Origin of the sequence: Rhizobium jaguaris, assembly GCF_003627755.1 — a bacterium.
In the GTDB taxonomy this organism is placed as follows: Bacteria; Pseudomonadota; Alphaproteobacteria; order Rhizobiales; family Rhizobiaceae; genus Rhizobium; species Rhizobium jaguaris.
The window spans coordinates 2446450-2459638 of sequence record NZ_CP032695.1 but is presented as its reverse complement, the minus strand read 5'-3'; the positions used below and the strand labels follow the sequence as shown (position 1 = coordinate 2459638).

The following is a 13189-nucleotide window of genomic DNA, read 5'->3' as shown; positions in this document are numbered from 1 at the left end:
CGGGCTTCTTGTCGCATTTCACCCCAAGGGACCGAGATGCTGCGCATGTCGCAAAACTCGCTCCTGTTCTTGATATCCATGACCTAAGGAAGGATCGCCATGTTTCGCGAGCGCATAAGAAACAGGGAGCTGCTCGAGCGCATTGTCAGCGCGGACGATGCTGCCCGGCTGATCAAGGACCGAATGACCATCGGCATGAGCGGTTTTACGCGCGCGGGCGAGGCAAAGGCTGTGCCCATGGCACTTGCGAAACGCGCCAAGGACGAGCCGCTGCAGATCACACTGATGACCGGCGCGTCGCTGGGGAACAATCTCGACGGGGCCCTGGTCGAGGCGCATGTGCTTGCCCGTCGTCTGCCTTTTCAGTCCGATCCGGTTCTGCGAAACGCGATCAATGCCGGTGAAGTCATGTTCATCGATCAGCATCTGTCCGAGACGGTGGAACTTCTTCGCAGCCGTCAGATTGCGCCGGTCGATATTGCCGTGATCGAGGCGACGGCCATCACCGAAGAAGGCGGGATCATTCCGACAACATCGGTCGGCAATTCGGCAAGCTTCGCTATTCTGGCGGAAAAGGTGATCGTCGAAATCAATCAGTCGCAGCCACAGGAATTGGAAGGGCTGCACGACATCTATATCCCGACGCGCCGGCCAAGCCGCGAGGCAATTCCCGTCATGGCACCCGACAGCCGCATCGGCGTCCCTTTCATCCCGATTCTTCCAGAGAAGATCGCGGCGGTTGTTGTCACGCACAACAGTGACAGTTCTTCGACCATTCAGCCTCCGGACGCCGAAACGCAGGCGATTGCCGGGCATCTGGCGGAGTTCCTGATGCATGAGGTCAAACTCGGGCGCCTGAGCCGAAGCCTGTTGCCGCTTCAGGCCGGCATCGGCACGATCGCAAATGCCGTACTCCATGGTTTCATCGATACGCCGTTTCACGATCTGACAATGTATTCCGAGGTTCTTCAGGATTCGACCTTCGATCTGATTGACGCCGGAAAGCTCATATTTGCATCCGGTTCCTCAATGACCTTGTCGGCGGACAAGTATCGCAAGGTCATTCCGGATATCGTAGCGTATAAGTCGCGGCTGATCCTGCGCCCGCAGGAGATCAGCAATCATCCGGAAGTCATTCGTCGCCTCGGGATTATCGGTATCAACACCGCGCTGGAGTTCGACATCTACGGCAATGTCAATTCGACCCATGTCGGTGGAACCCACATGATGAACGGTATCGGCGGTTCCGGCGATTTTGCCCGCAATGCCTATATGTCCATCTTCGTCACGAAATCGACGGCAAAGAACGGCGCGATTTCAAGGGTCGTGCCCATGGTCAGCCATGTGGACCATACCGAACACGACGTCGACATACTGGTGACGGAAATCGGGCTGGCAGACCTTCGTGGTCTCGCGCCGCGTGAACGCGCCACCACAATCATCGCCAATTGTGTGCATCCAACCTACCGCGAAGCCTTGTCCGATTACTACAGAAGAGCCCTTGCACGGGGCGGACAGACGCCGCACCTCCTCGAGGAGGCTCTCAAATGGCATAGTTCATTGCGCGAAACGGGGCGGATGCTGGCTTAGCCGAACCTATCCAGGATCTTTTGCCGGTCGACGTACCTGCAAGTGACGAATGTCAAAGCGCGAATGCTTCACCGATGCTTTCTTGTCAAAAAGAAGTATCGAAGAGGCTGACAGCCATGGACATTGCAGAGCTTGCCAGCGGCAAAGTCGTCGCCATTCGCGGCGCGGTGATCGATATCGTCTTCAAAGAGGGTGACCTGCCGGCGATTGAGGAGGCACTTTTCGTCGAAGAGGACGGACGTGAGCCATTGCTGGCCGAGGTTCAGGCGCATGTCGATCCGCAGACGGTTCGCGCGATCGCGCTGCAGGCGACCGCGGGATTGAAACGTGGCAACAAGGTCAGGCGCGCCGACGGCGCCGTCAGTGTGCCGGTGGGCGACGCTGTGCTGGGCAGGCTGCTGGATGTTGCAGGTCGCATCGGAGATGGCGCCGGTGAGCTGGCGGCCGATGTCCCGCGCCGGAGTATCCATCGCGTGCCGCCGCCACTGTCGGTCCAGACCGGAACTTCGGATCTCTTTGCGACAGGTATCAAGGTCATCGATCTTCTGGCGCCCTTGGCACAAGGCGGCAAGGCGGCCATGTTCGGCGGGGCAGGGGTCGGCAAGACGGTTCTGGTCATGGAGCTCATCCATGCCATGGTGGAACGTTATCAGGGCATTTCCGTCTTCGCCGGTATCGGCGAGCGCTCGCGCGAAGGCCATGAAATGCTGCTCGACATGACAGGCTCGGGCGTTTTGGGGCGGACTGCCCTCGTCTATGGCCAGATGAACGAGCCGCCGGGCGCGCGCTGGCGCGTGCCGATGACCGCGCTGACGATTGCTGAATATTTCCGCGACGAGCGTCACCAGAACGTCCTGCTTTTGATGGACAATGTCTTTCGTTTCGTCCAGGCGGGGGCGGAAGTCTCTGGGCTCTTGGGACGGCTGCCCTCGCGGGTGGGCTATCAGCCGACGCTTGCGAGCGAGGTCGCGGCCCTGCAGGAAAGAATTGTCTCCGTCGGCGATGCCTCGATCACGGCGATCGAAGCGGTCTACGTGCCGGCCGACGATTTCACCGACCCGGCGGTGACGACGATTGCCGCGCATGTCGACAGCATGGTCGTTCTGTCGCGGTCGATGGCCGCCGAAGGCATGTACCCGGCCGTCGATCCGATTGCATCTTCGTCGATCCTGCTTGACCCGCTGGTCGTCGGCGAAGAGCACGCCCGGGTGGCGATGGAAGTTCGGCGCATCATCGAGCATTATCGTGAACTTCAGGATGTCATTTCGCTGCTCGGCGTCGAGGAGCTCGGCAGTGAAGACAGGCAAATTGTTGGACGCGCCCGGCGTCTGCAACGCTTTCTGACGCAGCCCTTTGTCGTGACGGAAGCATTCAGCGGGGTTCCCGGTCGCTCAGTAAAGGTCGCCGACACCATAGCCGGGTGCAAGACCATCCTGTCGGGCGGCTGCGACGATTGGCAGGAAAGCTCGCTATACATGATCGGAACGCTCGAAGAGGGGCGCGAAAAGGAGGAGATTGCACGCGCGGCCGACAAACCGGCGAGGACGGGAGGGGCCGCGTCATGAGCCCGGCTCTGCACCTGACGATCACGACGCCGTCGGCTGTTCTGGCTGACGTCGACGCTGTCCAATCTGTCCGCGCCGAAGATGAGGGCGGTAGTTTCGGCATCCTGCCCGGCCACACAGATTTCCTGACGGTGCTGCGGGCTTCCGTCGTCCGGTGGCGCGATGACAATGGCACAGCGCATTATTGCGCGCTGGGTGGCGGTGTTCTGACGCTTGTTGATGGTCGGCGTGTCAACATTGCCTGCCGGCAAGCCATTATTGGCGATGATCTGATGGTGCTGGATGCGGATGTCCGAGAGATGCGTGCGGCTCTTGCCGACGCAGACCGTGTCGCGCGCGTGGAGCAAACGCGCCTGCATGCCAATGCCGTGCGCCAGCTGATGCGCTACCTGCGTCCAGGTGGTGCGAAAGACATCGATGCCTTTCTGTCAAAAGGGGATGCGCCGTGACCCTCCCTCCCGACCCGAAAGCCGGTGACGGGCTGGCAAAGGCAGCCAGGCGTGCCGCCGAACGTGAAAAACAGGGCAATGCCAATCCCGAGCCGTCGCTTGGTGCGCGTCTTGGCCAGATCGGCATTCTCGGCTGGACGATCGTCGTTCCGACCTTGGTCGCGCTCGCCCTCGGCCGCTGGCTGGATCGCATTTTTGCCACCGGCATCTTCTTTACCGCGCCGTTGATCATGATTGGCGCGATCTTTGGTTTCTGGTCCGCGTGGAAATGGATGCATCGCTCATGATCGGGATTTTTACTTATATCGTTCATTTGGATTTGGCGGCAAAAATCCTTTTCGGGTTTGTGCTCGGCGCGCTGCTCGGCTTACTGCATTTCGGCGCGCTCTGGTGGAACGTCCAGGCTCTGACCGGCGGGGCCTCGGCAAAGGCTGTCATGCTGCATGTCCTGCGTTTCGCCGTTCTTCTCGTCGTTCTCTATGGTCTCGCTAAGCTTGGTGCGCCGGTCCTGTTTGCCGCGTCGGTTGGCGTCCTGGTCGGGCGCGGCCTTGTCTTGAGGCATGTCAGGATCATCAGATGAAATCGCCACTGACGCTTGAGCCGCTTTTTTCGTTGGGACCCTTGCCGGTCACCGAACCGGTCGTCGTCACCTGGGCGATCATGATCCTGCTTGCCGCGCTGTGTTTCGCAGCAACGCGGAACTTGACGCTCGTCCCGTCCAAAACCCAGGCCGTGTTGGAAATGATTGTCGAAGCGATCGACGGCCAGATCCGCGATACCATGCAGGTTGATCCGCGACCTTATCGCCCGTTGATCGGTTCGATCTTCATCTATGTGCTCATCGCGAACTGGTCGTCTTTGGTTCCCGGCATCGAGCCGCCAACCGCACATCTGGAAACCGACGCAGCCCTGGCGCTGATCGTCTTTGTGGCAACGATCGGCTACGGGGTGAACGCGCGGGGTCTTCGAGGCTATCTCAAGACCTTTGCCGAACCGAGCTGGGTGATGATCCCGCTCAATGTGGTGGAGCAGGTCACCCGCAGCTTTTCGCTGATCGTTCGGCTCTTCGGCAACGTCATGAGCGGCGTTTTTGTAATTGGCATCGTGCTGTCGCTCGCCGGTCTGCTGTTGCCGATTCCTTTGATGGCGCTCGATCTGCTGACCGGTGCCGTTCAGGCCTATATTTTCGCAGTGCTTGCGACCGTCTTCATCGGCGCTGCCGTTGGCGAACGTCCGCAACCCTCCCCCGATCCCCAGCCCAAGGAACAGGAAATCCCATGAATCTTATTGGCATTGTTAGCATTGTTGCAGCCGCCATCGCCGTTTCCTTCGGTGCAATTGGACCGGCATTGGCTGAAGGGCGGGCGGTCGCCGCCGCCATGGACGCCATCGCCCGTCAGCCGGAAGCGGCAGGTACACTGTCGCGAACGCTTTTCGTCGGTCTAGCCATGATCGAAACCATGGCGATCTATTGCCTGGTGATCGCGCTGCTTGTCCTCTTTGCGAATCCATTCATCGGATAGGTCCGCCGCCATGCACATCGACTGGTGGACACTTGGGCTGCAGACGGTCAACGTCCTCGTCCTCATCTGGCTGTTGAAGCGCTTTCTGTTGCAGCCTGTTACGGCGATGATCGAAACGCGGCAGCAGGCGATCAAACAGCTGCTTGACGAGGCTGATGCGGCAAAGCGGCGGGCAGTTGGTGAGCGCAATGAGGCGGCGGCGGAGGTTGCACGGCTCGCAGCCTCCCGCGGCGACGCCCTGAAGGCGGTTGCCGCTGAAGCGGAGACGGCAAAGGCGGCCTTGCTTGCCGACGCTCATGCCGAGGCAGAACGGCTTCGCGCCGAAGCTGCCGTGGCACGCGAACAGGCGCGGCAAAGTGCGGCGGCCGCCTATGCCGTCGAGGCTAATGGTCTCGCCATCGAGATCACCAGGAAATTGTTCGATCGTTTGCCCGATGAAGCGCGAATAACCGGGTTCATAGACGGAATAGCGGAAGCCGTCGCAGCTCTACCGGCAGAAAGCCGTGCAGCGCTCGGAACTGTCCTTCCGTTGAGGGCCGCGCGCGAGCTCAAGGCGGACGAGATACAACTATGCAGCAAGAAACTGAGCGAGACCTTGGGGCGAGCCGTCGAAGTCCACGTCGTCGTCGATCCAAACCTCATCGCCGGCCTGGAGATCGACACGCCCTACGCGCGCATCCGCAACAGCTTTCGGGCTGATCTCGACCGTATCGCCACGGAGTTGACCCGTCATGACAATGACCGACAGTGAAGCAACGAACTGGCTGGCGCGCAGCCGCGATGTCGTGGCGAAAACCAAACTCGCCCCCGAGGGACAGGCGATTGGTCGTGTCGAACAGATTGCGGACGGCATTGCGCGGATATCAGGTCTTCCCGATGCGCGGTTGAACGAGCTCCTGAATTTCGAGGGCGGCGGTACCGGTTTCGCACTGACGCTCGACGCCGATTCGATCGGTGCAGTCCTGCTTGATGAAAGCGTGGGCATCGAAGCCGGATCACGCGTCACCGGCACGGGCGGCGTGGTGCAAGTGCCGGTAGGCCCGAGTCTGCTCGGCCGGATTATTGATCCGCTTGGCCGTCCACTCGATGGCGGTGCGCCGGTCCTGGCCGAGGCATACCATCCGGTCGAGCGGCCGGCGCCGGCGATCATCGACCGCGACCTCGTCTCCCAGCCGGTCGAAACCGGTATCTTGGTGGTCGACGCTCTTTTTGCGCTCGGCCGCGGCCAGCGCGAACTGATTATCGGCGATCACGCGACCGGCAAGACGGCGATAGCTGTCGATACGATCATCAACCAAAGAAACTCTGACATCGTTTGCATCTACGTTGCCATCGGGCAGCGGACGACGGCGGTAGAGCGGGTCATCGAAGCGGTGCGGCAGCATGGCGCACCTGAACGATGCATTTTCATCGTCGCTTCCTCGGCTGCTCCGGCTGGGATGCAATGGATCGCGCCGTTTACTGCGATGACCGTCGCGGAATATTTTCGCGACCGCGGCGGCCACGCGCTGGTGGTGATCGACGACCTCAGCAAGCATGCTGCAACCCACCGCGAATTGGCGCTGTTGACGCGTGAGCCGCCGGGGCGCGAAGCCTATCCGGGCGATATTTTCTATCTCCATGCCCGCCTGCTCGAGCGCGCAGCCAAGCTCTCTCCAGCGTTCGGCGGCGGTTCATTGACCGTCCTGCCGATCGCGGAAACCGATGCTGGCAACATGTCCGCTTATATTCCGACCAATCTGATCTCGATCACCGACGGTCAGATCGTTCTGGATTCCCGGCTGTTTGCCGCAAATCAGCGACCGGCGGTGGATGTTGGCCTGAGTGTCAGCCGTATCGGCGGCAAGGCGCAGCATCCGGCATTGCGCGATGTTGCGGGACGGATACGCCTCGACTATTCGCAATTCCTCGAGCTTGAGATGTTCACTCGCTTCGGCGGTATGTCCGACGGGCGCATTAAGACGCAGATTGCGCGGGGCGAGCGTATTCGCGCGCTTCTGGCGCAGCCTCGTTTCGCCGCGCTGCGAACGGTCGATCAGATCGCGCTGCTTGCCGCCCTCGGCGCCGGCGTTCTCGATGCTTTACCGCTGGAAGACATTGCTGCCATGCGAGCTGGCATAACGCCATTTCTCGATACGAACGCCCGTGATTGCCTGGATGCCATCGCCAAAGGCGGGACTTCGGATGAAACACTCCGAAATCGCCTGGTTGCGGCCGTGCGGTCGCTGATGGAGACAATGTTGCGGGGAGCATCGCCGGACGCCGGAGGTGGATCATGACTGAGCGGCTGAGCGACGTCGAGGCACGTATCGGATCGGTACATCAGCTTGCGGCGGTCGTAACTGCCATGCGCGGTATCGCGGCCGCGCGTTCGCGCGAAGCACGTCACCATATCGATGGCATCCGCGCCTATTCGGCGGCGATCGCCACCGCCATCGGCGAAGCTCTCGCTCTGTTACCGGCGGCGTCTCCAGCGCCCATTGCGGAGACTGCGTCGAGCGGCCACGCCATTGTCGCGCTTTGCGCGGAACAAGGTTTCGCCGGCGCCTTCAACGAGCATGTTCTTGATGCGATTGCGCAGCTTGCGGGCGCGGAACCGGAGCACCGTGTGGAGCTGCTGCTTGTCGGCGATCGCGGCTTGATGATCGCTAATGCGCGCTCGGTGACGGTCGATTGGTCGGCCGCGATGATCATGCATGTGGCGCAGATGGAAGATCTCGCCAATCGTATCGTCGAAGCTCTCTACGACCGGCTCCAGTCGGGGCGGATCGGCTATGTGACCATTGTTCACGCCGCACCGGAAACATCAGACGGATTCCGGGTGTTTTCCAAAAGGCTCGTTCCTTTCGACTATGCCCGATTTCAGCTCGTCCGGAAGGACACGCCGCCCCTGATCACCCTGCCGCCGCAACTCCTCGTCACCAGGCTAACGGAAGAATATATCTTTGCTGAACTCTGCGAGGCGGTGATGCTGTCTTTTGCTGCGGAGAACGAGGCCCGCACGCGGGCGATGATCGCAGCGCGCACCAATGTCACCAACACTCTGGACGATTTGGTCGCGCGCTCCCGGCAACTGCGTCAGGAGGAAATTACCAATGAGATCGTCGAACTGGCGAGTGGGACGCAAAGCCAGTCGGGCCGCTGAACCGGCCCTCGTTCTCCCACTGCCTTTGTGGCTCTAATGGCCTGATGGACTAGCTGATGGCTTCGCGGCCACTGGTGGCAATGGCTCCGATTTCTGCGGATTTGTGAATCAGATCGTATTTTACCTGTGTCACTTTCAGATCACGATACCAATTGACGAGGTCGCCCCAGGGGTCGTTTATTTTGGACAAACCCGACACGAAGGCGACCACCGTTCCGATTTCGGTTTTCCCGGTGACCACATAGTAGCCGCCTAGGGCGAAGATGCCCACATAGCCCATCTGCGTCATCAGGTTCATCATAAAATTCATCGTGAACTTGATCTTGTATATGCTCATATTGATCCGGAAAACATCCTGGATGCGACCCGCCTGCGAGCCGTCTGCATCGACTGCGCGTCCCGACTGAACTATCTCCTCGCTGATGTTGCGCATAATGCCGATCCTTTTCTGGACGCGCCTATTGATCGCCGCCTGCATAGGGGGGACGAAGCCAGTTTGGGGGAGAAAGACCGTAGCCACGATAATGGCCATGAGCGGCTGTAGATAGACGAGATAGCCGCAAACTGCCGTCAATATACCTATTTGCAGCAACGGTTCCGATATGCTCGTTCCCACAAAGCCGCCCACTGGTTCGGCTTCGGCCAGGACGATGGAGAGCTGCACTCCTTCCGTTGTGGACGCATCGATCTCCGTCTGTTGCATGCGGGACGCTTCGAACACCTGCAGGCGCAGCCAGCGTACCGCGGCTTCCCCGATCCAACTGCGATAGATGTTGAGCACAAGCTTCAACATCCCCTCGGCAAGTGCCAATGCGATATATACCAGGACCAGAATGGCGATCGTGCGATAAGAGCCGCCCTCGGTCGCCGCATTCACAATCCGCCGCTGAATGTCCAGCGGGACTGTGCCGGCGAGGAAGAGCAATATCGATAAAACCGCGGTGCCCAGTTGGTGCCATCCCGAGGCCCGAAAGACGAAACTGTATAGTTTTTGCGGCAACATGCTTTCCTCGAGCCGGGCACTATGCGGATCAGAATCGCGGGCGGGAAGTTCTTTGAAGCGCGCCGATCGCTGGCCGCAGCTTACCATCCGTTTTATTCCCCTCGCTATCTAGAGTTTACTCCTCCTCACGCTCTTTTGCGCCTGGGCTGTTTTATCGAATTGTCGAGTTCTGGATTGTCGTCTGCTGTTGATCGTCGGCGACCGGCTTGATCCACAGAATGCCGAAGACGCTTGCGATCATGAGGATTAATAGGATCAGCAGTAGTTTTTGCACGAACACTCTCCTGAATAGCGGCGCAACCATCGCTACGACGTGGTCAGTTTTCCGTGCTCGTGCAGTGAATGCGTTGATACGCGTCAAGCCGTGAATGGGTCATCTGATGAGTGCCGACATTGCGCGGGCAAACAGAACCAAGGGGCGAGTGAAACCGGCCGGGTGAGACGGCAGCGCGATCGCCAACCATCCCACCCTCCCGGCCCCCCTTAAGCCGAAGGCGATTACTCCGGTTTAGACGATTCCGTCGGAGCCGGCATGGCGACGCCAAGATATGGGTCGATCCATGCGATCTGGTCGGAGACATATTTCACGCCGGGCACGTTTTCCGCTGCAACTTTGGCAGCAAGGCGTTCGCGCTCGTCGAAGATGGTTCCGGACAGTTCCGCCACGCCATTGATGACTTTAACCTTGATAAAGCCGTTTCTGCTCCAGCTTTGTCGCGCCAGTTCTGCAACGATCGCGTCCTGGATTTCCTCATCCTTCGCGAGTGTTGCCTGGGTTGGCAGGAAACGGGTCAAGGCCCGCAACAAATCCGATCGGCAGACGATCCCGGTGACCTTGCCTTCCGACACCACGGGCAGGCGCTTGATCCCGTATTCCTCCATCATGTCGACAGCTTCGTTGACCGAGCTGTCAGCCGAGATGGTGCGGACATCCGGCGTCATCACTTGATCGACGCTCCGGCCATGCGAACGAACATATTCATCGGCAATCTTGCCAGGGCTGGCGAAGAACTCGAGCAGCCACGACCGCTTGCGTTCGGTGCGCAATTCGCCGCGGCGAAGGAAATCGCCTTCACTGACAATGCCGACAAGCTTTCCCTTGGCATCGACGACGGGGAGACCGCTGATGCGATGATCGAGCATGATTTTCGCCGCCTCGGCGACGGGCGTTTTGGGGCCAACGGTGATAGCCGGTGCGGTCATGATCGCTTGAATGAGCATTGCTCGTCTCCTGGGTACTGATCTAGCGTGCGGTGTCTGAAAGGATTTGCGTCTTTTGATAAATGAGGCTTACCAAGCCCGGCACCGTCGTGCTTTGATCATCGTCAATTTGCGAGTGCTATTTGAGGTACGACAAAATAGCCCGGTCTTGATCCTAATCAAAGACCGGGCTTTACTCGCTTGAAAGAATAGGTATCGGCACACGAGGTTGTTGGAAGCAACAACAGATGGAATAGGCAACCGATATAGGGCAGCCGTTTCCGCAAGCGATAAACCTCCCTTTTCGATGTTGGATTCCGAGCATAGCAAACCTTGATCGGCCTCGTCATGAAAGCGATGATTCTTCGACAGATCGGGACGCCCTTGGCATTTGTCGAGCGCGATGATCCTGTGCTCGGCTTCGGTGAGCTGAGCATAAAGGTCGAAGCCTGCGCCGTCTGCCGCACCGACCTGCACGTCGTGGATGGCGATCTCAAGGACCCCAAACTTCCGCTCGTTCCAGGCCACGAGATCGTCGGTGTTGTCGATGCCGTCGGTGAAGGCGTTGATGCTGCGAGGCTTGGCAACCGCGTCGGCGTTCCGTGGCTTGGTCACACCTGCGGAACATGCTTCTATTGCCAGACGAAGGCGGAGAACCTGTGTGACCGGCCGCAATTCACCGGCTACAGCCGCGACGGTGGTTTTGCCACCCATGTCGTGGCGGACGCAGCCTTTGCCTTTGACCTCGATGAAAATGCCGATCCCGTATCCCTCGCACCGCTTCTATGCGCTGGATTGATTGGCTGGCGCTCGCTCAAAAAGGCCGGCGATGGCAAGCGGATCGGTCTCTTCGGCTTCGGCGCTGCAGCGCACATCCTGACCCAAATCTGCGTTTGGCAAGGCCGGGACGTTTATGCGTTCACGCGAGCCGGCGACCGCGCGGCGCAGCAATTCGCACGCGATCTCGGGGCGGTATGGGCCGGTAGTTCAGAAGAGAGCCCGCCGGTTCCACTCGATACAGCGATCATATTCGCACCTGTGGGCGACTTGGTGCCGACCGCGCTCAAAGCGGTTCGCAAGGGTGGCGTGGTCGTGTGCGGCGGAATTCACATGAGCGATATTCCCTCCATGCCCTATGCTGTTTTGTGGGGCGAACGCGAGCTTGTTTCGGTCGCTAATTTGACACGTGAGGACGCCGCGGAGTTTTTCCCGATAGCCAGCCGCGCCGCGGTGCGAACACATACGACAGTCTATCCGCTCCATCAGGCCAATGAGGCGATCGCCGATCTTCGTGCGGGACGTCTCATCGGAGCGGCGGTATTGGTGCCCGAGGCGAGCTAGAGCAGACGCCGAGCCATTCATCTGGAAGGTGATCCGACACCCCCGTCTTCGCTTTCAGGTAATGTACAGGACCGTCCTAGGAAGCTATTCGTCTTCTTCCAGCGCAGCGATAAAGTTCAGAAGCGTCTTCAGAGACTGTTTATAGCTCACGAGCTGGCGAGCTTGAGAGGCATAAGGATGATTACCCTCCGGGTTTGAAACAGCCAAACCAGGATGCGACCGCTCCAAAGCATCTATCAGTTCCTGATAGATTCTGGCTTGCTCCATTAGGAATTTATGACGCTCCGGGTCTTTCATCTCTTACCAAGCTCCAGCACACGAGCTGGTTTCAAAAACCGACAGCTCAAACTCATATGTATTGTTGCTCAAATTTATTGGAGCGACCTTGAACTATGTCAAATTCGACAAATGACAGAGCTCTGTTGGTTGGAATATGGGTCTGCGGCTGGATGACCGAGGCCTGCAGGTCAACGATCACTCCACATCGGCAAAAGCCTTCAAATCCGCTCTCTTGAGTTCGACCGCGCGTGCGGCCAACCGTTGAATGAGACCCTTGCTTTCAAGCGTATTCATCGCTCGCGTGACCGACTCGGCTGACGTTCCGATATAATCGGCGATGTCATATCTCGTCATCGGAATTGAAAGAATTTGGGTTGCAGGATCGAAGTAGAGCTCGTGACCAGAACAGTCGAGAAGGAAGATTGCTAGCCTTCTCGGGACATCAAACCTTCCCATGACGATAAGTTGACGTTGGGTGCTGCGGATGTCGTGAATGGCCTTGATGAAGAAGCTGTGCTGAATCTTCGGATGGGTGAGAAGGAATTGCTCGAGCTTGCGGATCGGAAACCGATAGACCCTGCATGATGTGACTGCCTCGGCAGAATTGACATAGGTTCCCGCTTGGGCAAGACCGAACAGATCTCCGGGCCAAAAGAAGGCCACCACCTGCCGATCACCGTGATTTAGAGTGTGGCTCGCCCGGACCACTCCATCGGCCAGCAGGTAAAGGAAACCTGCTGATTGCCCCTGTGGGGTGATCTGCGATCCTTCCGTCTCGAAGACGATGACCTCCGCGAGGCGTGCGAGCTCGGCCTGCTCCGCCGCCGACAAAACGATATGCGTCGGCTCTTGACCATGTTCGGGAGGCCAGGGATTAGCCGCCCGAATCCGGATATGAGTTTGTTCCTTCTGTGCCATTTGCTTCATTGCCGTACCAAGTGTTTCCCGTCATGCCGGTCGATAAGAAAGTTGCGAAAACTGACTTTCGTCAGTGCGGATGCACCGCTATCATTGCAATCATTAGTAGGACGCAGCGATGGTAACCTTGACTTGGCGCAAGGCACTCCCCGTCTGCAGCAGCCAAGCCGTCATCG

Annotated in this window: 16 protein-coding genes; 11 read left to right on the top strand and 5 right to left on the bottom strand. The window is 59.0% G+C overall.

Annotation, left to right across the window (positions count from 1 at the left end):
- Positions 1–99: 99 nt before the first annotated feature.
- From scpC to CCGE525_RS33490, 10 genes are all read left to right on the top strand, one after another.
- On the top strand, positions 100–1590 hold the full coding sequence (gene scpC, locus CCGE525_RS33535) for a succinyl-CoA:acetate CoA-transferase ScpC (RefSeq protein WP_120708463.1): 1491 nt from the start codon (positions 100–102) through the stop codon (positions 1588–1590).
- A 74-nt stretch (positions 1591–1664) separates the two neighbouring features.
- Positions 1665–3155, top strand: a complete 1491-nt coding sequence (gene atpD / locus CCGE525_RS33530) for a F0F1 ATP synthase subunit beta (protein ID WP_162950379.1) — start codon at positions 1665–1667, stop codon at positions 3153–3155.
- Entirely contained in the window at positions 3152–3604 is a 453-nt protein-coding gene (locus CCGE525_RS33525) for a F0F1 ATP synthase subunit epsilon (protein ID WP_120708461.1), read from the top strand. Before atpD ends, CCGE525_RS33525 begins: the two co-directional genes overlap by 4 nt.
- The gene (locus CCGE525_RS33520) at positions 3601–3891 is read left to right on the top strand and encodes an AtpZ/AtpI family protein (protein WP_120708460.1); all 291 of its coding nucleotides are present in this window, start codon (positions 3601–3603) and stop codon (positions 3889–3891) included. Before CCGE525_RS33525 ends, CCGE525_RS33520 begins: the two co-directional genes overlap by 4 nt.
- Complete coding sequence (locus tag CCGE525_RS33515) at positions 3888–4184, top strand: ATP synthase subunit I (RefSeq protein ID WP_162950378.1); 297 nt, start codon at positions 3888–3890, stop codon at positions 4182–4184. The genes CCGE525_RS33520 and CCGE525_RS33515 overlap by 4 nt, the downstream gene beginning before the upstream one ends.
- Positions 4181–4885 carry a F0F1 ATP synthase subunit A gene (locus CCGE525_RS33510; protein ID WP_120708458.1) on the top strand — a complete coding sequence of 235 codons (705 nt, stop codon included), beginning with the start codon at positions 4181–4183 and terminating at the stop codon, positions 4883–4885. Before CCGE525_RS33515 ends, CCGE525_RS33510 begins: the two co-directional genes overlap by 4 nt.
- A complete protein-coding gene (locus CCGE525_RS33505) occupies positions 4882–5127 on the top strand; it encodes a F0F1 ATP synthase subunit C (protein WP_120708457.1) in 246 nt (81 codons plus the stop codon). Before CCGE525_RS33510 ends, CCGE525_RS33505 begins: the two co-directional genes overlap by 4 nt.
- A gap of 10 nt (positions 5128–5137) precedes the next feature.
- On the top strand, positions 5138–5878 hold the full coding sequence (locus tag CCGE525_RS33500; protein WP_120708456.1) for a F0F1 ATP synthase subunit delta: 741 nt from the start codon (positions 5138–5140) through the stop codon (positions 5876–5878).
- Positions 5859–7406 (top strand): F0F1 ATP synthase subunit alpha, encoded by a 1548-nt coding sequence (locus CCGE525_RS33495; protein WP_120708455.1) that lies wholly within the window; start codon positions 5859–5861, stop codon positions 7404–7406. Before CCGE525_RS33500 ends, CCGE525_RS33495 begins: the two co-directional genes overlap by 20 nt.
- The gene (locus CCGE525_RS33490; protein ID WP_120708454.1) at positions 7403–8272 is read left to right on the top strand and encodes a F0F1 ATP synthase subunit gamma; all 870 of its coding nucleotides are present in this window, start codon (positions 7403–7405) and stop codon (positions 8270–8272) included. Before CCGE525_RS33495 ends, CCGE525_RS33490 begins: the two co-directional genes overlap by 4 nt.
- A gap of 49 nt (positions 8273–8321) precedes the next feature.
- Here CCGE525_RS33490 and CCGE525_RS33485 read toward each other — a convergent pair whose 3' ends face one another.
- The 3 genes from CCGE525_RS33485 to CCGE525_RS33480 form a co-directional block, all read right to left on the bottom strand.
- Complete coding sequence (locus CCGE525_RS33485; protein WP_425375925.1) at positions 8322–9272, bottom strand: ABC transporter transmembrane domain-containing protein; 951 nt, start codon at positions 9270–9272, stop codon at positions 8322–8324.
- Between the two features lie 154 nt (positions 9273–9426).
- Positions 9427–9549, bottom strand: coding sequence for a hypothetical protein (locus CCGE525_RS39635; RefSeq protein ID WP_281024670.1), 123 nt, complete (start codon positions 9547–9549; stop codon positions 9427–9429).
- Between the two features lie 224 nt (positions 9550–9773).
- Entirely contained in the window at positions 9774–10496 is a 723-nt protein-coding gene (locus CCGE525_RS33480) for a CBS domain-containing protein (RefSeq protein ID WP_120708453.1), read from the bottom strand.
- A gap of 327 nt (positions 10497–10823) precedes the next feature.
- Between CCGE525_RS33480 and CCGE525_RS33475 the strand changes: the two genes are divergently transcribed.
- Positions 10824–11816 carry a zinc-dependent alcohol dehydrogenase family protein gene (locus CCGE525_RS33475; RefSeq protein ID WP_120708772.1) on the top strand — a complete coding sequence of 331 codons (993 nt, stop codon included), beginning with the start codon at positions 10824–10826 and terminating at the stop codon, positions 11814–11816.
- Positions 11817–11900: 84 nt separating this feature from the next.
- Here the strand turns inward: CCGE525_RS33475 and CCGE525_RS33470 are convergent, their stop codons facing one another.
- Positions 11901–12113, bottom strand: coding sequence for a hypothetical protein (locus CCGE525_RS33470; protein ID WP_120708452.1), 213 nt, complete (start codon positions 12111–12113; stop codon positions 11901–11903).
- A gap of 177 nt (positions 12114–12290) precedes the next feature.
- On the bottom strand, positions 12291–13013 hold the full coding sequence (locus CCGE525_RS33465; protein WP_245472248.1) for a Crp/Fnr family transcriptional regulator: 723 nt from the start codon (positions 13011–13013) through the stop codon (positions 12291–12293).
- Positions 13014–13189 lie beyond the last annotated feature (176 nt).